At 75.0% G+C, this 18,148-nt stretch carries 16 protein-coding genes; 3 read left to right on the top strand and 13 right to left on the bottom strand.

All coding sequences use genetic code 11. The features are described 5' to 3' along the window. The first annotated feature begins 13 nt into the window (after window positions 1-13). Window positions 14-1,357, top strand: a complete 1,344-nt coding sequence (locus tag BJ968_RS20130) for a M20 family metallopeptidase (RefSeq protein WP_179754847.1) — start codon at window positions 14-16, stop codon at window positions 1,355-1,357. Window positions 1,358-1,511: 154 nt separating this feature from the next. On the opposite strand, the gene BJ968_RS20125 is transcribed toward BJ968_RS20130, so the two are convergent. The 9 genes from BJ968_RS20125 to BJ968_RS20085 all read right to left on the bottom strand — a co-directional run bounded on the left by BJ968_RS20125 (window position 1,512) and on the right by BJ968_RS20085 (window position 12,425). Next, entirely contained in the window at window positions 1,512-2,837 is a 1,326-nt protein-coding gene (locus BJ968_RS20125; RefSeq protein WP_218885199.1) for an ATP-binding protein, read from the bottom strand. A gap of 46 nt (window positions 2,838-2,883) precedes the next feature. After that, window positions 2,884-4,455: a carboxylesterase family protein gene (locus BJ968_RS20120; protein ID WP_179754845.1), complete on the bottom strand. Its 1,572-nt coding sequence runs from the start codon at window positions 4,453-4,455 to the stop codon at window positions 2,884-2,886. Window positions 4,456-4,558: 103 nt separating this feature from the next. Further along, the gene (gene ptsP, locus BJ968_RS20115; RefSeq protein WP_179754843.1) at window positions 4,559-6,211 is read right to left on the bottom strand and encodes a phosphoenolpyruvate--protein phosphotransferase; all 1,653 of its coding nucleotides are present in this window, start codon (window positions 6,209-6,211) and stop codon (window positions 4,559-4,561) included. Beyond that, window positions 6,204-6,482, bottom strand: coding sequence for an HPr family phosphocarrier protein (locus BJ968_RS20110; protein WP_179754841.1), 279 nt, complete (start codon window positions 6,480-6,482; stop codon window positions 6,204-6,206). The genes ptsP and BJ968_RS20110 overlap by 8 nt, the downstream gene beginning before the upstream one ends. A gap of 14 nt (window positions 6,483-6,496) precedes the next feature. Continuing rightward, window positions 6,497-7,981 (bottom strand): PTS fructose transporter subunit IIC, encoded by a 1,485-nt coding sequence (locus tag BJ968_RS20105; protein WP_179754839.1) that lies wholly within the window; start codon window positions 7,979-7,981, stop codon window positions 6,497-6,499. After that, the gene (locus tag BJ968_RS20100; RefSeq protein ID WP_179754837.1) at window positions 7,978-8,436 is read right to left on the bottom strand and encodes a PTS sugar transporter subunit IIA; all 459 of its coding nucleotides are present in this window, start codon (window positions 8,434-8,436) and stop codon (window positions 7,978-7,980) included. The genes BJ968_RS20105 and BJ968_RS20100 overlap by 4 nt, the downstream gene beginning before the upstream one ends. Continuing rightward, window positions 8,433-9,392 carry a 1-phosphofructokinase gene (gene pfkB / locus BJ968_RS20095; RefSeq protein WP_179754835.1) on the bottom strand — a complete coding sequence of 320 codons (960 nt, stop codon included), beginning with the start codon at window positions 9,390-9,392 and terminating at the stop codon, window positions 8,433-8,435. The genes BJ968_RS20100 and pfkB overlap by 4 nt, the downstream gene beginning before the upstream one ends. Beyond that, window positions 9,389-10,150: a DeoR/GlpR family DNA-binding transcription regulator gene (locus BJ968_RS20090; RefSeq protein WP_179754833.1), complete on the bottom strand. Its 762-nt coding sequence runs from the start codon at window positions 10,148-10,150 to the stop codon at window positions 9,389-9,391. The genes pfkB and BJ968_RS20090 overlap by 4 nt, the downstream gene beginning before the upstream one ends. 175 nt (window positions 10,151-10,325) lie before the next feature. Further along, complete coding sequence (locus tag BJ968_RS20085) at window positions 10,326-12,425, bottom strand: DNA gyrase subunit B (protein ID WP_179754830.1); 2,100 nt, start codon at window positions 12,423-12,425, stop codon at window positions 10,326-10,328. A gap of 214 nt (window positions 12,426-12,639) precedes the next feature. On the opposite strand from BJ968_RS20085, the gene BJ968_RS20080 reads away from it, so the two are divergent. After that, entirely contained in the window at window positions 12,640-12,876 is a 237-nt protein-coding gene (locus BJ968_RS20080) for a DUF7455 domain-containing protein (RefSeq protein WP_179754828.1), read from the top strand. A gap of 39 nt (window positions 12,877-12,915) precedes the next feature. Further along, the gene (locus BJ968_RS20075) at window positions 12,916-13,410 is read left to right on the top strand and encodes a DUF456 family protein (RefSeq protein WP_179754826.1); all 495 of its coding nucleotides are present in this window, start codon (window positions 12,916-12,918) and stop codon (window positions 13,408-13,410) included. Window positions 13,411-13,416: 6 nt separating this feature from the next. Here the strand turns inward: BJ968_RS20075 and BJ968_RS20070 are convergent, their stop codons facing one another. The 4 genes from BJ968_RS20070 to BJ968_RS20055 form a co-directional block, all read right to left on the bottom strand. Continuing rightward, complete coding sequence (locus tag BJ968_RS20070) at window positions 13,417-14,757, bottom strand: sugar transferase (RefSeq protein WP_218885198.1); 1,341 nt, start codon at window positions 14,755-14,757, stop codon at window positions 13,417-13,419. 287 nt (window positions 14,758-15,044) lie between these two features. Then, on the bottom strand, window positions 15,045-16,157 hold the full coding sequence (locus BJ968_RS20065; RefSeq protein WP_179754824.1) for a glycosyltransferase: 1,113 nt from the start codon (window positions 16,155-16,157) through the stop codon (window positions 15,045-15,047). A 24-nt stretch (window positions 16,158-16,181) separates the two neighbouring features. Continuing rightward, window positions 16,182-17,153, bottom strand: coding sequence for a glycosyltransferase family 2 protein (locus BJ968_RS20060; RefSeq protein WP_218885197.1), 972 nt, complete (start codon window positions 17,151-17,153; stop codon window positions 16,182-16,184). A gap of 14 nt (window positions 17,154-17,167) precedes the next feature. Continuing rightward, window positions 17,168-18,109, bottom strand: coding sequence for a polysaccharide deacetylase family protein (locus BJ968_RS20055; RefSeq protein WP_179754820.1), 942 nt, complete (start codon window positions 18,107-18,109; stop codon window positions 17,168-17,170). Between the last annotated feature and the right edge of the window lie 39 nt (window positions 18,110-18,148).

Genomic DNA, 18,148 nt, shown 5'->3' with positions numbered 1-18,148 from the left:
AGGCCTGTGCCCCATGGCCGCACCGACCCGTGACGAGTCCCTGCCCACCCGTCCGGACCCGACGTACCTGGACGGGGTGCGGGCCGCGATCGAACGGGCCGCGGCCACCGCGACGCCGCTGTCCAGCGACCACGAGGGCGCGCCGGAGGAGGCGCTGGCCGCGGTCGAGGCCGCGGTGCAGGACCTGGGACCGGAGCTGCTGGCGCTGAGCCACGACCTGCACGCCCACCCCGAGGAGGCCTTCGCCGAGCACCGGTCGGCGGGGGCCGTCGCCGCCGTCCTGGTCCGGCACGGGGTCGAGGCCGAGGTGGGGGTGCACGGGCTGGGCACGGCGCTACGGGCCGTCGTGGCGAACGGGCCCGGGCCCACGGTCGCCTTCCTGGCCGAGTACGACGCCCTGCCGGGCATCGGTCACGGCTGCGGGCACAACGTCATCTGCTCCACCGCCGTCGGCGGGTTCCTGGGGGTCGCGGGGGCGCTGCGCTCCGGGGCGGTCACCGGCACCGCGGTCCTGCTGGGGACGCCCGCCGAGGAGGGCGGCGGCGGCAAGGAGTTCCTGGCCCGCGACGGCGCGTTCGAGGGCGTGGACGCCGTCGTCATGCTGCACCCGTTCTCCTACGACGTGGCCGTGCAGCCGTTCCTGGGCCGTCGCCAGGTGCGCGCCACGTACCGCGGGGTGCCCGCCCACGCCTCGGCGCAGCCGTTCATGGGCCGCAACGCCCTCGACGCCGTGGTCGCCGGGTACAACGGCATCGCGATGCTGCGCCAGCACATCACGCCCAGCGACCGCGTCCACGGCATCGTCGTGGACGGCGGGCAGCGGCCCAACGTGGTGCCCGCGACGGCGAGCGCGGAGTACTACGTCCGCTCGGCCGAGCCGGCGACGCTGGCCGACCTGTGCTCGCGCGTGGAACTGGTGCTGCGGGCCGCGGCGGCCATGACGGGCACGGGCGTGGAGCTGGAGTGGGACCGGCAGCCGGCGTACCTGCCGATCCGGGCGAACCGGGAGCTGGCCGCCCGCTGGACCACCCACCAGGCCCGTCGCGGGCGCACCGCGCTGCCGCCGGGGGTGGTCCCCGAGTCCCTCGCGGGGTCCACGGACCTGGGGAACGTGAGCGTCCGGGTCCCCTCCATCCACCCCATGCTGGGCATCAGCGCCCCGGAGGTGTCGCTGCACACCGCGGAGTTCGCGGCGGCGGCGGGCTCGCCCACCGGGGACGCGGGCGTGCTCGACGGGGCCGTGGGGCTGGCGCTGACGGCGCTCGACGTGCTGGCCGACCCCGGTCTCCTGGCGGCCGTGCGGGCGGAGTTCGAGGCGGCCGGCGGGGTGCTGGACGTCGAGGCGTTCCTCGGCTGAGGGTTCTCGGCGGGTGCCGCGATCCGGAGCCCGCCCTCCCCGCTCGAAGCACGGTCAGCGCCCTCGTGAGGCGTCCCTCCGGGCCCGGAGCGTGCTGCGCGCCCTCGTGAGGCGTCCCTCCGGGCCCGAAGCGTGCTTCGAGCGGGGAGGGGGGTCACAGGTAGTTGCCCGTCAGCGGCGCCGGCTGCCAGCGGCCGTCCCGCACGACCTGCAGGACGGCCCCGGTCGTCAGGTCCGCGCCGTGGCTGAGGACCGTGCGGCGCACGACCTCGCGCAGGTCGGCCCCCGTGACCCCCGGCGGCAGCGCGGCCGCCACGGCGGCGCAGTCCACCGCCGAGCGCCCGAAGCGGCCCAGCAGCCGGCGCAGGATGGCCTCGCAGGCCTCCTGGTCGGGGGTGTCGAGGTGGATGACGGCGTCGAAGCGGGCCGAGCGGGTGGCGGCGGCGTCCAGCGCGGCGGGGTCGTTGGTGCTGGCGATGGTCAGCACGTCGCGGTACTCCTCGGTCCCGTCCAGGACGGCGAGGAAGTCGGCCAGGGCGGTGCCGCGGGCCCCGGCCTTGCGGTCCCCCAGGTACAGGTCGACGTCCTCCAGCACGACGACGCAGGGCCCCAGGTCCGTGGTCTCCCGGAACACCTGGCGCAGCACCGTCGACGCCGCGGCCGCGTCGACGATGATGACGGTGAACTCCCCCACCAGCTCACGCGCCACGACGCGGCTCAGCGCGCTCTTGCCGACGCCGGGCGGACCGGCCAGCAGCACCCCGCGGTTGGTGCCCAGGCCCAGGTCCCGCAGCAGTCCGGCCCGGGTCGTCAGCGCCGCGACGTTGGCGTCGACCTCGGCCCACACGTGCGCCGGCAGCACCAGGTCCTCCCGGCCCCCCGGGCCCAGCGCGGTGGGTTTCAGCTTCAGCGGCAGATGGGCGTCGGCGTGCAGGACGCGACCGCGGTAGAACCCCTTGTCGCGGCGGGCGGTGGCCAGCAGCGAGTCGGCGACGGAACGGGCCGCGGCGTGGTCACCGGGCCGGGACAGCACCCGCAGCGAGGCGGGCTGGGGTTCGTACTCGTGCTCGGCGAGCTGGACGACGACGTCGGCGGTGGTGGCCGTGCCGGCGGGGAAGAACGCCGCCGCCGAGGTGGGCACCGAGACGTGCTCGTCGAGCAGGTCGATGCGCTGCCACGTGGGCGGTTCGTCGTCCTCCACCGGGCCCAGGGCGGCGCCGTGCAGGTCCACGAGGTCGGCCAGCGCCGCCCCCACCGAGACCGCCCGGGTGTTCGTGAGGTCGACGCGCTCGGAGACGAGGGAGGTGTGCGCCAGGCCGAGGTGGGTCTCGACGAAGCCGTTGGCGGTCGTGGCGCTGCGGCTGCCGCCGGACAGCAGCTCGCCCAGGACCGCGACGGCGCGGCGCACCTCCGCGGGCTCGGAGGAGAGCCGGCGGGCCAGCACGGGGCCCAGTTCCACGTCGTTGCCGGTGTCGGTCATCCCGCGAAGCTACGACGCCGGCGGGGTGGCGGGCCAGGCCGGGCCGCTACGCCGCTCCCGCCGGCCCCGCCGACGGCGCACCCGCGCGGACCAGGACCTCGTCGTAGGGCCGGAACTCCACCCCGGCCCAGATCCGCTCGCGCGGGTCGGGGACCTGCTCCAGGGAGTCGGTGGCGCCCCAGACGCGGACGGGGACCCCGGCCGGGGAGATCTCGGGCCACCCGGGGTCCCCGTCGGCGGCGAAACCCGTCCAGGCCCGCACCAGGCGCTGCGACAGCGCCGCCGCCGACGGGGTCGGGAACAGGCCCCGCAGGTGCCCGGACACCCCCGGCACCCGACGCGCCAGCGGCAGGACGGGCACGGCGTGCAGGAACGGTTCCATGGCCTGCGGGTTCCCGAGGGCGAAGGGGACGTCGAGGGCGTGGGTCGCGCCGAACCTGCCGCCCATGAACGGCGAGCGCCACGTGAAGCGCGCCAGGTGGGTCCGGCCCCCGCGGGCGGTGTGGGCGCGGGCGAACCGGCGCGAGGGCTCGGCGAACAGGCCGTCCGACAGCAGGGCGTCACCCACCGCGCCGGGGTCGGCGCCGGGCATGAGGGCGCGGTACCCGGCGACGGCCGAGGCGGGCAAGCCCACGGCCGCCGCGAACGCCTCGACCTGCCCGAAGTCCTGCGCCACGGGGGCGAACCCGCTGCGGGAGAACAGGGTCCACTCGTCGGCGACGGTCTGGACGAGGAGCTGCACGGCCGGGTCCCCGCCGGCGTGGGGACCCTCCACGAAGGGCCCGGCGACGACGTCGCCGTCGACGACGGGGTGGTAGATCAGGGGCACCGCCCCGCGCGGGCCCGCGCCCGGCTCGGCCGCGAGGTCCTGCGCGACGGCGTCGGAGGCCGCGAGCAGGCGCACGGGCGGCAGCCCCGCGAAACCCTCGCGGGAGTTCGGGACGCGGGCGGCGCGCGCGACGCGCTCGGCCACGCGCTCGGCCTGGGCCACGGAGTACGTCTCCCCCGTGATGCTCGCCGCGATGGCCCGGGAGAACAGCCCCCGCGCCGCCGGGGCGCACATCAGGGCGGCCACCGAACTCGCTCCCGCCGACTGCCCGGCGATCGTGACCCGGCCGGGGTCGCCGCCGAAGGCGCGGACGTTCTCCGCGACCCAGCGCAGGGCGGCGACCTGGTCCAGCAGCCCCCGGTTGTGCGGGGCCCCGGGCACCGCGCCGAAACCCTCGAAACCGAGCCGGTAGTTCATCGACACCACGACGAAACCCCGCCGCACCCACGCCCCGGGGTGGTACCCCGGCGCCGAGCCGGACCCCGAGACCCAGCCGCCGCCGTGGATCCAGACCAGGACCGGCAGGTCGCGCGGGAAGTCGGCCGGCACGTGCACGTCGACCGTGAGGTGGTCCTCGCCCGCCGCGTGCGTCCAGCCGTAGCCCGAGCGGGGGTCCTGCGGCGCCACCGGCGAGGGGTCGCGGGCCTCGCGGACGCCCTGCCAGCTGCGCGGCGGGGCGGGGGCGGCGAAGCGCAGCGGCCCCACGGGAGCGGCGGCGTAGGGGATCCCGCGGAAACTCACGACACCGCGCCGGGCGGCCGTCCCACGCACCCCACCTGCGGTCGTCACGACGACCCTGGGCAAACCCCGCACCTCCACCGGTGGCACACCGTTGCTGCGGATCCCTCGGCGAGGCCGGGGGGACGTCCCGCCGAGGGATCCTGGCCCGAGGCTACAGCGCCAGGACGTCCGGGTCCGCCGAACGCGCCGCGAGGTCGCGCGCCTCCTGCGGGGAGTCCGCCGACAGGGCCGCCTCCGCCATCGCGCGGCACGTCGCCAGGGACGTGCGCGACAGCGCGAACCGGACGGCGGGCACCGCGGCCGGGGCCATCGACAGGCTCCGCACGCCCAGGCCCACCAGGACCAGGGCCAGCAGCGGGTCGCGCGCGGCCTCCCCGCACACCCCCACCGGCACGTCCACCGAGCCGGTGGCCGCGACCAGTTGCAGGACAGCGGGTTGCCACGGGTCCAGCAGGTCGGCCAGATCACCCTCGAGGCGGTCGGCGGCCATCGCGTACTGCGTCAGGTCGTTGGTGCCCAGGCTCACGAAGTCCAGGCCCGCGGCGACGAGCCGGTGCGCGCGCAGCGCCGCGGCGGGGACCTCGACCATCGCGCCGACCGTCTCCAGCCCGGCGGCGCGGGCCGTGAGGGCGAACTCGGCGGCCTCGGCCGGGGTCGAGACCATGGGGGCCATCACCCACGGGGTGGTCCCGGTCTGCTTGGCCGCCGCGGCCAGGGCCGCGAGCTGCGTCTGCAGCAGCTCGGGGTGCCGGCGGGCCGTCCGCAACCCGCGCACGCCCAGGGCGGGGTTCTCCTCGGCGGCGACGTCCACGAAGGCCAGCGGTTTGTCCGCCCCGGCGTCCAGCGTGCGGACGACGACCTTGCGGTCCCCGAACGCCGTGAACACCCGGGCGTAGGCCTCGGTCTGCTCCTGCAGCGTGGGGGCGCTGCTGCGGTCCAGGAAGAGGACCTCGGTGCGGAACAGGCCGACGCCCTCGACGTCCTGCGCGGCAGCGCGTTCGGCGTCCTCGAGGGTCCCGACGTTGGCCAGCAGCTGCACCGCGGTGCCGTCGGCGGTGCGGCCGGGCCCACCGGCGGCCGCGGCCAGCGCCGCCCGGGCCGCGGCCCGGGCGGCGACCTGCTCGCGCAGCGCCGGCGAGGGGTCGGGGGTCACGGTGCCGGCGCGGGCGTCGAGGGCGAGCTCGGTGCCGGCCGGCAGGTCCAGGGCCCCGGCGACGCGCACGAGGCAGGGGATGTCGAACTGCGCCGCGATGATCGCGGTGTGGCTCGTCGGGCCGCCGAGCTCGGTGACGATGCCCACGACGAGGGACAGGTCCAGCGCGGCGGTGTCGGCCGGGGCGAGGTCGCGGGCGACGACGACCGACGGCCCGCTCAGCTGCGGGACACCGGGTTCGGGCAGGCCCAGGACCCGGGCGACGACGCGGTCGCGGACGTCGCGCAGGTCGGTGACCCGCTCGGCCAGGTACGGGCCGGAGGCGGCCAGCACCTCGCAGAACTGCTCGACGGCCTGGTCGACGGCGGTGGCCGGGCCGGCCCCGGCGGCCAGCCGCTGGTCGACGACGGCGAGCAGGCCGGGGTCGGCGGCCATCAGCGCCGTGGCCTGCAGGACGTCGGCCGTCGTGCCGCCGGCGCGCTGCGCGCGGTCGCGCAGCGAGGCGGCGACGGCCTCGAAGGCCTCCCGGACGCGGGGCCCGGCGCCGGGGTCGGCGGGTTCGTCGGCCGGGGGCCGGGCGGCGGGGGCCAGGACGACGGCCACGCCGACCGCGGCCCCCGTCCCCACCCCGACACCGGTCAGCTCAGGCATCGTGGTCGGTCTCGACCAGCGTCGCGAGCGACTCCAGGGCGGCCTCGGCCCCCTCGCCCTCGGCGGACAGGGTGACCTGGTCGCCGTGCTTGGCGCCCAGGCCCATGACCATGAGGATGCTGCGCGCGTCGACCGCGTCGCCGTCGCCGACGGCGATGGTCACGGGCAGCCCGGTGGCCGCGGCGGCCTGGACGAACAGCGAGGCGGGGCGGGCGTGCAGGCCGACGCGGGAGGCGACCACAGCGGTGCGGGTGGCGGTGGGGGTGCTCATCTCGGGTGTTCTCCTCAGACGGTCGCGGGCTGGGCGGCGGCGGGGGTGGCCTGGGCCTCGGGGGCCTTGCGGTGCAGGCCCTTGAGGACGATGACGGCCACGGCGGTCACGGCGGTGCCGACGAGGATCGCCACCAGGTACAGCAGGGGCTGGCCGACGAGGCCGAAGACGACGACGCCGCCGTGGGGGGCGCGCAGCGTGTTGCCGAAAGCCATCGTCAGACCGCCGGTGAGACCGGAACCGATCATCGCGGCGGGGATGATGCGCAGCGGGGCGGCGGCCGCGAACGGGATGGCGCCCTCGGTGATGAAGAACGCCCCCAGCAGGACCGCGGCCTTGCCGTTCTGCCGCTCGGCCTCGGTGAACAGGTTGCGGCGGACGAACGTCGCCAGCGCGATGCCCAGCGGCGGGGTCATGCCGGCCGCCATGACCGCGGCCATGACCTTCAGCTCGACGGGGCTGCCGGAGGCGGTGGCGACGGTGGCCAGGCCCGTCGTGGCGAACGTGTAGGCGACCTTGTTGATCGGGCCGCCGAGGTCGGCGGCCATCATGACGCCGAGGATGACGCCGAGCAGGACGATGCCGCTGCCGGACAGCGAGTTCAGGCCCGCGGTGAGCTCGTCCATGAGCCAGGCGATGGGCCGGCCGAGGACGACGAGCATGGCGCCGGCGGTGATGAACGTCGCGACCAGCGGGATGACGACGACGGGCATGATGCCGCGCACCGCGTTCGGGACCTTCAGCCGCGCGAGGGCCAGGGCCACGAAACCGCCGAGGAACCCGGCGACGAGGCCGCCGAGGAACCCGCTGCCGACCGTCACGGCGATGGTGCCGCCGACGAAACCGGGCGCGATGCCCGGGCGGTCGGCGATGCCGAAGGCGATGAACCCGGCCAGGACGGGGACGAGGAACCCGAAGGCCGCGGCGCCCAGGACGAACAGCAGCCCGGCCCAGTCGCGGCTGGACAGCGGGTCGAACCCCGAGATGAGGTCGGTGGCCGTGACGTCGGTGATCTGGTACCCGCCGATGAGGAAGGCGAGGGCGATCATGATCCCGCCGGCGGCGACGAACGGGATCATGTAGCTGACCCCGGTCATGAGCCACTGGCGCACGCGGGTCCCGACCCCGGCGCCGGAGGTGACCTTCGTGGCCAGCGCGGGACCGGCGGCCGGGGCGGGGGCGCCCTTGGGCGCGGCCTCGACCGCGGCGACCGCGGCGGCGAGGACCCCGGGGGCGTCGGCGACGGCCTTCTTCACCCCGACGTCGACGGACGGCAGGCCCGTGAAGCGGTCCTTGTCGCGGACCTCCAGGTCGGCGGCGAAGATGACGCCGTCGGCGGCGGCGATGACGGCCGGGTCGAAGGGGGCCGAACCGGCCGACCCCTGGGTCTCGACCTGGACGTCGTGCCCGGCGGCCTTGCCGGCCTGCTCCAGGGCCTCGGCGGCCATGTACGTGTGCGCGATGCCCGTGGGGCAGCTGGTGATCGCGACGAACTTCATCGTCCGTACACCTCTTTCATGACGGTCGAGGCGACGGCGGCGGCGTCGGGGGCCTCGAGGAGGGACTGGCGGAAGGAGACGTGCACGAGCTTGCGGGCGAGCTGGGCGAGGATCTGCAGGTGGTCGGCCTCGCCCTCGGCGGGGGCGGCGATGAGGAAGACGAGGTTCGCCGGGCCGTCCTCGGCGCCCCAGTCGATGCCCGCGCCGTCCACGACGCGGCCGATGGCCAGGCTGGGGACGGTGACGGCCGCGGAGCGGGCGTGCGGCAGGCCGATGCCCCCGGGAATGCCCGTGGCCATCTGCTGCTCGCGGGCGGCGACGTCGGCGAGGAACTGCTCGAGGTCGGTGACGCGGCCGGCCTCGGCGAGGGTCCGGGCGAGCTGGCGGGTCGCGTCGACGCGGTCGGTGGCCCGCAGGTCGACGAGGACGAGTTCGGGCGCGGTCAGGTCGGTCATCGCTGGAGGTCCTTCACGAGGGTGTCGGGGTGGGGGTCGTCGAGGGTTCGGACGGCGGCGGCCGCGGCGGAGGTCCCGGCGGGTCCGGGGACGGTGCTGCCCGGCAGCAGCACGGCGGCCCGTCCCCAGGCCACGGCCGTCGCCAGGCGCTGCGTCGCGGTCCCGCGCGCGTGCAGGAAACCGGCGAGGGTGCAGTCCCCGGCGCCGACGGTGCTCAGCGGCACGAGGGCCGGCCCGCCGGCCCACGCGGTGCCCTCGTCGCCGACGAGGAGGGCACCGGCGCCGCCGAGGCTCACGAGGACCTCGCCGACGCCACGGGTGCGCAGTTCGGCGGCCGCCGCGACGACGTCGCCGACGGTGTGCAGCTCCCGGCCCAGGAGCTCGGCGAGCTCGTCCTCGTTCGGCTTCAGGACGTCCGGGCCCGCCTCGACGGCGGCGGCCAGGGCCGCGCCGCTGGTGTCGACGGCGGAGCGGACGCCGAGCCGGCGGGCGGCGCGCACGAACCGCGCGTGCAGGTCGGCCGGGGCCCCCGGGGGCAGCGAGCCGCTGCTCACCAGCCAGTCGGGGTTCGCGGCGAGCTCGCGGGACACGGTGTCCTGCAGCGCTTCCACGTCGGCGGCGCGCAGTTCCGGGCCGGGTTCGTTGAGCTTGGTCGTCGTGCCGTCGTGCTCGACGATCGTGGTGTTCGTCCGCACGGAACCGGCGATGGGGACGGTGACGGCGCGCACGTCCTGCGGGGCCAGCAGGGTCTCCAGCCGGGTGCCGTCGACCCCGCCCGAGGGCAGGACGGCGCCGGCGGCGTGCCCGTGGCGGGCCAGGACCCGGGCGACGTTGACGCCCTTGCCGCCGGCCTCGACCGACCCCGCGAGGGCGCGGTGCACCTCGCCGCGGGTCAGGGCGTGCAGCTCGACCGTGTGGTCGACGCTGGGGTTGGGGGTGACGGTCAGGAACCTCATGCGCGCACGACCCGGGGGCCGGCGGCCTCGATGTCGGAGACGAGGTCGGGATCGGTCGTGGTGTCGGTGATCACGGTGTCGACAGCCTCCAGGTCTGCGACGTGGGCGAAGTCGTCGCGGCCGAACTTGGTGTGGTCGGCCAGGACGACGGTGCGCCGGGCGGAGGAGATGAGGGCGCGCTTGACGGCCGCCTCGGCCAGGTCGGGCGTGGTGAGGCCGTGCTCGACGGTCAGGGCGTTGGTGCCGAGGAAGGCGACATCGGCGAACACCTCGGCCAGGGCCCGCTCGGCCCAGCCGCCGACGGCCGCCAGGGTGCGGCCGCGGACGGTCCCCCCGACCAGGTGCAGCGTGAGGTTCGGGCGGCTGGCCACGACCAGCGCGATCGGCAGGGCGTGGGTCACGACGACCAGCTCCCGGTCGGTCGGCAGGAGCTCGGCGAAGCGCGCGGTCGTCGTGCCGGCGTCGACGAGCAGGGTCCCGCCGTCGGGCAGCTCGGCCAGGGCGGTCTTGGCGATGCGGTCCTTCTCGGCGCCGGCGACGTCCTGACGCTCGGGCACGGCCAGCTCCGCGCCGAGGCGCTCGACGGGGATGGCCCCGCCGTGGACGCGGCGCAGGACCCCCCGGCGCTCCAGGACGGTCAGGTCGCGGCGGATCGTCTCGGGCGTCACGTCGAGCAGGTCGGCCAGCGCGGCGACCTCGGCGCGGCCGGCCTCGCGCGCCACCCGGAGGATGGCCTGGTGGCGCTCCGGTGCGTACATGGGCTGGCTCCCGCGCTGACGTCTTCGTCGACCGATCGGTCGTGCGAGGACAGTTCTACGCCCTCCCCGGACATGAAGTCAACACGTTCGGAAGGGAACGGACACGGGGTCCGGAGGCAAACAAAAACCCCGGCCCCGTCACCCGGGCCGGGGTCTCGTGCGGTGCCGCAGCGGCTCAGGCGTCGATGCGGTCCCGGTCGATGCCCTCGGCGCCGGCGATGATGAAGTCCTTGCGCGGGGCGACGTCGTTGCCCATGAGCAGCTCGAAGACCCGCTCGGCCGCCGCGCCGTCCGACACCGTCACCCGGCGCAGGGTGCGGTGCTGACGCTCCATCGTCGTCTCGGCCAGCTGGTCCTCGTCCATCTCCCCCAGCCCCTTGTAGCGCTGCGGCTCCCGGTAGGTGCGGCCGCGCCGGGCCAGGTCGGCCGTGACGCGGCGCAGCTCGGCGTCGGAGTACGTGTAGACCACCTCCTTGCCCTTCTTCCCGGCCTGCGTCACCTCGAGCCGGTGCAGCGGCGGGACGGCCGCGAAGACCCGGCCCGCGTCGATGAGCGGGCGCATGTACCGGAAGAACAGCGTCAGCAGCAGCGTGCGGATGTGCGCGCCGTCCACGTCCGCGTCCGTCATGAGCACGACCTTGCCGTAGCGCACCGCGTCGAGGTCGAAGCTGCGGCCCGACCCCCCGCCCACCACCTGGATGATCGAGGCGCACTCGGCGTTCTTCAGCATGTCCGTCACGGACGCCTTCTGGACGTTGAGGATCTTGCCCCGCAACGGCAGCAGCGCCTGGTACTCCGAGTCGCGCGCCCCCATGGCCGTGCCCAGCGCCGAGTCGCCCTCGACGAGGAACAGCTCGGTGTTGGTGACGTCGTCGGAGCGGCAGTCCTTCAGCTTCGGCGGCAGCGAGGAGCTCTCCAGCGCGTTCTTGCGGCGCTGGGTCTCCTTGTGCAGCCGCGCCGAGATGCGCGACTTCATCTCCGTGACGACCTTGTCCAGCACCGCCGTGGCCTGCGCCTTCTGGTCCCGCCCGGGGCTGGTGAGGATCTCCCCCAGCTGGTTCTCCACCACCTTGCGGACGATGGCCCGCACGGCCGCGGTCCCCAGGACCTCCTTGGTCTGCCCCTCGAACTGCGGCTCGGCCAGCCGGACGGTCACCACGGCCGTCATGCCGGCGAGGATGTCGTCCTTCTCCAGCTTCTCGTCCTTGCCCACCTTCAGCCGGCGCGCCTGGGCGTCAACCTGCTTCTTCACGGCCGCGAACAGGCCCTGCTCGAAGCCGGACAGGTGCGAGCCGCCCTTGGGCGTGGCGATGATGTTGACGAACGAGCGGACCGTCTGGTCGTAGCCGGTGCCCCAGCGCAGCGCGACGTCGACGGCGCAGCGGCGCTCGACGTCCTGCATGTCCATGTGCCCGGAGTCGTCCAGGACGGGGACCGTCTCGGTGAAGACGTCCTCGCCCTGCAGGCGCCACACGCTCGTGACCGGTGCGTCGGGGGTGAGGAAGTCGGCGTACTCGCCGATCCCGCCGTCGTGCTGGAAGACCTCCTCGACCGCCTCCCCCGACCGCTCGTCGCGCAGCACGATCCGCAGCCCCGGGACGAGGAAGGACGTCTGGCGGGCGCGGGCCGTGAGGTCCTCGTAGGAGAACTTCGCGTCCTTGAGGAAGACCTGCGTGTCGGCCCAGTACCGCACCCGGGTGCCCGTGACCCCGCGCTTGGCGCGGCCCACGACCTCCAGGCCCGTGGCCGGGGTGAACGGCGCGTCCGGGCCCTCGCCGGCGTAGCGGCCGGGAGCCCCGCGCCGGAAGCTCGTGGCGTACGTCTTGCCGCCGCGGTCGACCTGGACGTCCAGCCGCGAGCTCAGCGCGTTGACGACGCTGGCCCCCACGCCGTGCAGGCCCCCCGAGGCCGAGTACGACCCGCCGCCGAACTTGCCGCCGGCGTGCAGGTGGGTGAAGACGACCTCCACGCCCGACAGGCCCGTGCGCCGCTCGACGTCGACGGGGATGCCGCGACCGTCGTCGTGGACCTCCACGGAGCCGTCGGCGTGCAGGACCACGGTGATGGAGGAGCAGTGACCGCCCAGCGCCTCGTCGACGGAGTTGTCGATGATCTCCCACAGGCAGTGCATGAGACCGCGCGAGTCGGTCGAGCCGATGTACATGCCGGGGCGCTTGCGGACCGCCTCGAGCCCCTCGAGGACGAGCAGGTTGGCGGCGGTGTACTTGTCCTCGGCACCGGCGGGACCGGCGGACGGCGAACGGGGCGGAGTCACCCCGGAAGCCTACGGGGCACGGCGGCGGCACCGGGCCGGCGGCGCGCGGCGGGGCCCGCGACGCGGGCCGTGTGACCGAGACCACCTCCGCTACGAGCGAACGCGTTGCTCCGACGGCGTGGGAACGCGCGCGGGGCGCCGCGGGTTGGGGAAGAGTGTCCGGTGGGAGCAGCAGCTGCCCGCCAGCGTGCACGACCCGGAAGGAGCCGCGCGGATGACCACCGCCACGACCACCCTCAGCAACGCCCCCATGACCGCCTCGGACCGGTGCGACCGGTGCGGTGCCCAGGCCTACGTGCGGGTCGTGCTCTCCGCCGGTGGTGAGCTCCTCTTCTGCGCTCACCACGGCCGCGAGCACGGCCAGGCCCTGCGCGCCGCGGGCGCCCACGTCCACGACGAGTCGCAGAAGCTCGCGGCCACGTCGTCGACCGCGGCGCCCGACGAGCGCTGATCGAGATCGACCCGTTCCACCGGCGAGCCCGGCGTCACCGTGGGTGACGCCGGGCTCGTCGTCGTCGCGCTGGCGATCGCCGTCGGGCTCGTCGGCGTCGTCGTCCCGGTGCTGCCCGGCACCGTCCTGATCGCCGTGGCGACCCTCGCGTGGGCGCTCGTCGAGGGCGGCGCCGCGTGGTGGTTCTTCGCCGGGTCCGCGCTGGTCCTGGCCGCCGGCCAGGTCGCGATGTACCTGCTGCCCGGCCGGCGCATGACCCGCGCCGGCATCCGCCGCACCACCCTCCTGCTCGGCGCGGTCCTGGGCGTCGTGGGGTTCTTCGCCGTCCCCGTCGTGGGGCTGCCGCTGGGCTTCGTGCTCGGCGTCTTCCTCGGCGAGCTGGCCGGGACCGGCCGGGGCCCGGACCGGGGGCGCTCGGCTTGGCGCTCGACCGTCGTGGCCCTGAAGAACGTCGGGCTCGGCGTGGCGATCGAGGCGGGCGCCGGGACGCTCGCCGCGATCGTCTGGGCCGTCGGGGCGCTCAGCCTGCGCTGAGCGCGCTCAGCCGCCGCGAGCCCCCACGACCTGGCTGATCGTACGGGCCATGATCTTCAGATCGCCCCAGAGCGACCAGTTCTCGATGTAGTAGTTGTCGAAGCTGGCCCGGTCCTCGATCGAGGTGTCCCCCCGCAGACCGTGGACCTGCGCCCAGCCGGTCAGACCGGCTGGCACCCGGTGCCGAGCCATGTAGCGCGGGACGCGGGCAGTGAACTCGTCGACGAAGTGCGGTCGTTCGGGCCGGGGTCCGACCAAGCTCATGTCGCCGCGCAGGATGTTCCACAGTTGCGGGAGCTCGTCGAGGGAGGACTTGCGCAGGAAACGGCCGACCGGGCCGAGGCGGTCGTCGTGCTTGATGTTCCAGTTCGTCGCCGACTCGGTGTCGTCCACCGGTTTCAGCGAGCGGAACTTCAGCACCTCGAACGGGGACCCGTCCAGACCGACCCGGACCTGCCGGAAGATGATCCCAGGGCCCCCTTCGAACCGCACGGCCAGCGCGCACGCCAGCATCACAGGCGACAGCGCCAGCAGAGCGGCACCGGAGAGCGCGACGTCGACGGCCCGCTTGATCTGCCAGCTGAAGGTGCGGAACGGCGCCCGCCGAACCCGGACGAGAGGCAGACCCCAGACCTGGTCGGTGTCACGGGTGGTCGTATGCACCTCGAACAGGCGGGGTACTACGAAGATCTCGCAGTCCAAGCGGTCGCAGGTGCGAAGGATGTCGACCAGGTCGGCCTCGCGCCGGTTGCCGAAGGCGACCACGACGACCCGGACCGCGAAGTCCTCGATGAGTTCAGCCAGTTCTGCATACCCGCCCAGCAGGGGGGCCGGCAGGAGCTCGGGGTCGCGCCGGGGCAGCGAGTCGACGAAACCCACCGGGTCGACGCCGTACTCCCGGTGCGCCTGCAGGTCGGCGACGAGCCGCTCACCCACGTTGCCAGCCCCCAGGACGAGGGCAGCGTGGCGGACCAGCCCCATCTGGCGGGCCGTCTTGACCACGGTGTAGGCCAGCCGCCGGAGCACCAGGACCCCCAGCAGCAAGACCAGGGACTGCTCGACGGCGTCCAAGCGGGGACGCGGTTCCAGGAGCAGCGCCGACAGCGAGAGCTCAGTGGTCAGGCACAGGACGGCGCCAGCCAGCAAGTAGGGCAGGTCGTCCAGCAGCGACAACGACAGGCGTGAGCGGTACAGCCCGAACACCCAGAAGCACACGACCACTGCGACCAGGGCAACCGCTTGGACGGGGGCGAACACCCCGCTGGCCAACGCTGAGACGGCGAAGGCGGCCAGGTCCCCCAACAGCAGGTAAGGCCCGACCGGTCCCTTGAGGAAGCGAGGGCGCAAAGCCCGCGGATCGAACGTTCGGGCCGCCGGAACCGGTTCTCCCACCGGGACCTCCTGCTCGCTGACCCCGGTTCCCACGGACCTCGTCTCACCGTCGGCCATCCATCGCCCCCTGAAGCTGGAGTGATTCGGCGCCCCGAGCCGGCAGTCCGTGCCCGGGTCCCTGGTGGATCCTGCGCCGTTCAACAACTGTAGGCACAAGGTCCTCACCGAGCAGGCCGAAACCCCCACATCCAGCTGCACGACTTGCTCACATTCACTGAGCGCAAGGATCTATCAACAGACCGTCACTGGGCGCTTGTGGCCGACACGCTCACGGCCTGCTGGTACGCCTGCCGGACGCGTCTTGCCGTGCGCACGACGTCACGCTGCTCCTCGACCGTGCGGCGGCCGTGAGCGCCTTCCGCCGCGGCGACGGTCGGGTTGGCGAGCCGGGCGGCGATGGCCTCCGCCAAACCCGTGACGTCCTCCAGCTCCACCACCGCCCCGGCTCCCGGCAGCAGCTCGGCGACACCGGCCACCCGCGTGGAGACCACGGAGCGCGCCAAGGCCATCGCCTCCATCGCCACCAGCGGCAGCCCGGCCTCCCACCGACTGGGCAGCGCGACGACGTCGGCCGCGACCAGCCAGCGCCGCACGTCATGGCGGTGACCGGCGAACACGACGTCCTCCGGCGCTGCAACCCGCAGCACGTCGGCGTCCGGACCGTCCCCGACGAGGACCAGACGGGACCCCGGCACCACTGAGCGAACGGCGGGCAGAGCCCGCAGCAGCAGGTCCTGGCCCTTCTGCCGCGCCAGCCGCCCCACGCAGACGATCAGCGGCCCGGCCGGCAACCCCAGCTCGGCGCGGGCCGCGGCACGCTCGGTCTCCCCGGCCGGCACGAGCGCCCGGACGTCGATCCCGTTGGGCACCACCACGGTCGCACCACGCACCCCTACCGCCTCCCCACGGCGCCGCTCGTCCTCGCTCACGCACACCGTCAGCGAGGTCCAACGGACGGCGAAACGCTCCCAGCGCAGGCTCGCCGCCCCCACCAGCCCCTCGACGGCCTCGAACGACCACGCGTGCGGCTGGAAGACCGTGGGCCGCCGCCCACGGACGGCGAGCCGTCCGGCCAGCCCCGCCTTCGCGCTGTGCAGGTGGACCAGATCCGGGTCGACGTCCGCGACGAGAGCCCGCAACCGGGCCACCTCCCCCACCACCGCCGGGCCGGGGGACCGCGTCGCCGCCCAAGGCCGGTACTCCACCCCGTCGTGGGCCAGCCAACCCGGCAGATCCCCCTCCTGCGGGGAGGCCACCACGACCTGCAACCCGTGCGCGAGCTGGTCAGCCACCAGCTGCCGCACCACGACCGGGACCCCGGCGACGGTCGGCTGGGTCACGTGCAGCACCCGCACGGCTTCCTCCTCGTGACTCGACGATCACCGGGCGCCCACGCGGCGCCCCGGCGCGACCCGTTGGGCCAGGACCGCGGCCAGCGGGGGGTGGATCAAGCCTGCACCGGCCAGGACCCGCCGACGCACGCTCGTTCCGGCCCCGGTCAGCAGCGCGGCCGCCTCACGCCGGTCCGCCTGGGGCAGACGCGCCACCCAGCGGTCGTACCGGGCACCGGCCAGCGTGCCGCGCAGAGTGCGGCGGTCGGCGTCCGTCAGCAGGTCCTGCGCCGCGATGCGCCGAACCACCTCGACCCGGCCACGCAGCACACGGTCGCGGTCAGCGGTCTGCTGCCCGTTCCACCGGCGGTACCCGTACAGCGGGGAGGGCACCAGCCCCGCACGCGCCCCGCGCAGGAACATCCGCGCGTAGCACTCCCAGTCCGGGCCGTACCGCAAGTCCTCGGCGAAACCACCGGCCGCCAGCAGCTCGCGCCGGCGCAGGGCTGGGGCCGGCAGGAAGTTCCAGCGCAGGATCTGCGTCCGCTGATCCTGCACCGGGAAGTGGTCGGCCAGCGACCAGGACCCGTCGGCGGCCGGACCGAATTCCTCCCAGGCCGTCGTGACGATCGCCAGGTCCGGCCGCACCTCGGCCACCTGGGCCACGGCCTCCAGCCGGTGCGGGCTCATGGTGTCGTCGCCGTCGAGCACCACGACCAGGTCGGTCACCAACGCCGCCAGCGCGGTGTTCTTGGCCGCCCCCTCACCGCCACGCACCGCACGCCGCACCAGCTCCACACGGTCGGCGAAGGGGGCCACAGCCGCCGCCACGTCGTCGTCGGAAGCGTCGTCGCACACGACCACCTGCTCGGGAGCGCGGGTCTGCGCGGCGATCGAGGCCAGCGCCTGCGGCAGGTGCTCGGCCACGTTGCACGCCGTGACGAGGACGCCCACGGTGAGCCGGTCAGGACGGGTCACTTCCACCCCGGCGGGAGCCAGGTAGGGCCAGCGTCCGCCCACCGCGACTCCCCCTGTCACCGCGACCACCTGGTCAGCGCCGCGAGGAACTGCTGCGGTTCCCAGCGGCCCACGCTCACCCGCGGCACAGCGAACGGGTCAGCCCCCTCCGCCGGCCCCGTGACGTTGACGAACGCCCGCTCGTACCCGGCCCGGCGAGCCTCGGCCGCTTCACGCCGGCGCACCGTGCCGGGCGCTCCGAAGGGGTAGGCCAGCAGCCGGGGCCGGTGCCCCAGGACCTCGTGCAACCGCTCGCGGCTGTCCCGCAGCTCCCGGCCGCTGGCCGCCCGCGACAGCCGACCCAGCGCGGCGTGGGTGCAGGTGTGCGAGCCGATCTCCAGGAGGGGCTCCGCTGCGAGCGCGGCGAGCCGGTGAGCCGGCACCCTCGCGTGCCGGCGGCAGGGACCAGGATCGGGAGGACCGGCCCGACGCTCCAGCTCGGCCAGCACCCGCTCGATCTCCGAGCGGTGCCGCGTCATCAGCGCAGTGCTCAGCCGCTGCAGGGACCGGGTGCGCTCCGACCCGCCCGACAACGGCAGCGCGAACGGGCGGCGCCCCACCACCACCCGCACCCCGTGCGCCGGCAGGCGCTCCAGGACCAGATGCTCGAGCCGATCCCACCAGAACTCCTGAGGGTCGTCCAGTACACCGCTGACCACGAAAAGCGTGGCCGGCAGCCCCAGGCGCCGCAGCAGCGGCAGCGCGACCTCGTCGTTGTCGGCGTACCCGTCGTCGAAGGTGATCGCGGCAGCGGGCCGCGGGCCCACCCGGTGCACCTGCGCCGCCGGGACGATGTCGAAGCGCTCCGCCAGCGCGGCGACCTGCCGCGCGAACAGCTCAGGAGGGACCGTCATGCCGGCCGCGTCTTGCGGGTCGTCGGCGATGCGGTGGTAGAGCACCACGACGTTGGCGCCCCGCGCGCGGAACCGCTGGGGCCAGCGCGGCCGCCGTGCGAGCACAGCGGACAGGCCCGGCAAGCTCGGCGTCACAGGGGGCTC

This window comes from Kineococcus aurantiacus (assembly GCF_013409345.1).
Classification (GTDB): domain Bacteria; phylum Actinomycetota; class Actinomycetes; order Actinomycetales; family Kineococcaceae; genus Kineococcus; species Kineococcus aurantiacus.
This window is presented reverse-complemented; position numbering and strand designations above follow the sequence as displayed.

What these genes read in the sequence shown, in the direction of transcription:
- ptsP (WP_179754843.1), bottom strand. Translation starts at nt 6,211, where the DNA reads ATGCCTGAGCTGACCGGTGTCGGGGTGGGGACGGGGGCCGCGGTCGGC.
- BJ968_RS20105 (WP_179754839.1), bottom strand. Translation starts at nt 7,981, where the DNA reads ATGAAGTTCGTCGCGATCACCAGCTGCCCCACGGGCATCGCGCACACG.
- pfkB (WP_179754835.1), bottom strand. Translation starts at nt 9,392, where the DNA reads ATGAGGTTCCTGACCGTCACCCCCAACCCCAGCGTCGACCACACGGTC.
- BJ968_RS20110 (WP_179754841.1), bottom strand. Translation starts at nt 6,482, where the DNA reads ATGAGCACCCCCACCGCCACCCGCACCGCTGTGGTCGCCTCCCGCGTC.
- BJ968_RS20130 (WP_179754847.1), top strand. Translation starts at nt 14, where the DNA reads ATGGCCGCACCGACCCGTGACGAGTCCCTGCCCACCCGTCCGGACCCG.
- BJ968_RS20100 (WP_179754837.1), bottom strand. Translation starts at nt 8,436, where the DNA reads ATGACCGACCTGACCGCGCCCGAACTCGTCCTCGTCGACCTGCGGGCC.
- BJ968_RS20090 (WP_179754833.1), bottom strand. Translation starts at nt 10,150, where the DNA reads ATGTACGCACCGGAGCGCCACCAGGCCATCCTCCGGGTGGCGCGCGAG.
- BJ968_RS20125 (WP_218885199.1), bottom strand. Translation starts at nt 2,837, where the DNA reads ATGACCGACACCGGCAACGACGTGGAACTGGGCCCCGTGCTGGCCCGC.
- BJ968_RS20080 (WP_179754828.1), top strand. Translation starts at nt 12,640, where the DNA reads ATGACCACCGCCACGACCACCCTCAGCAACGCCCCCATGACCGCCTCG.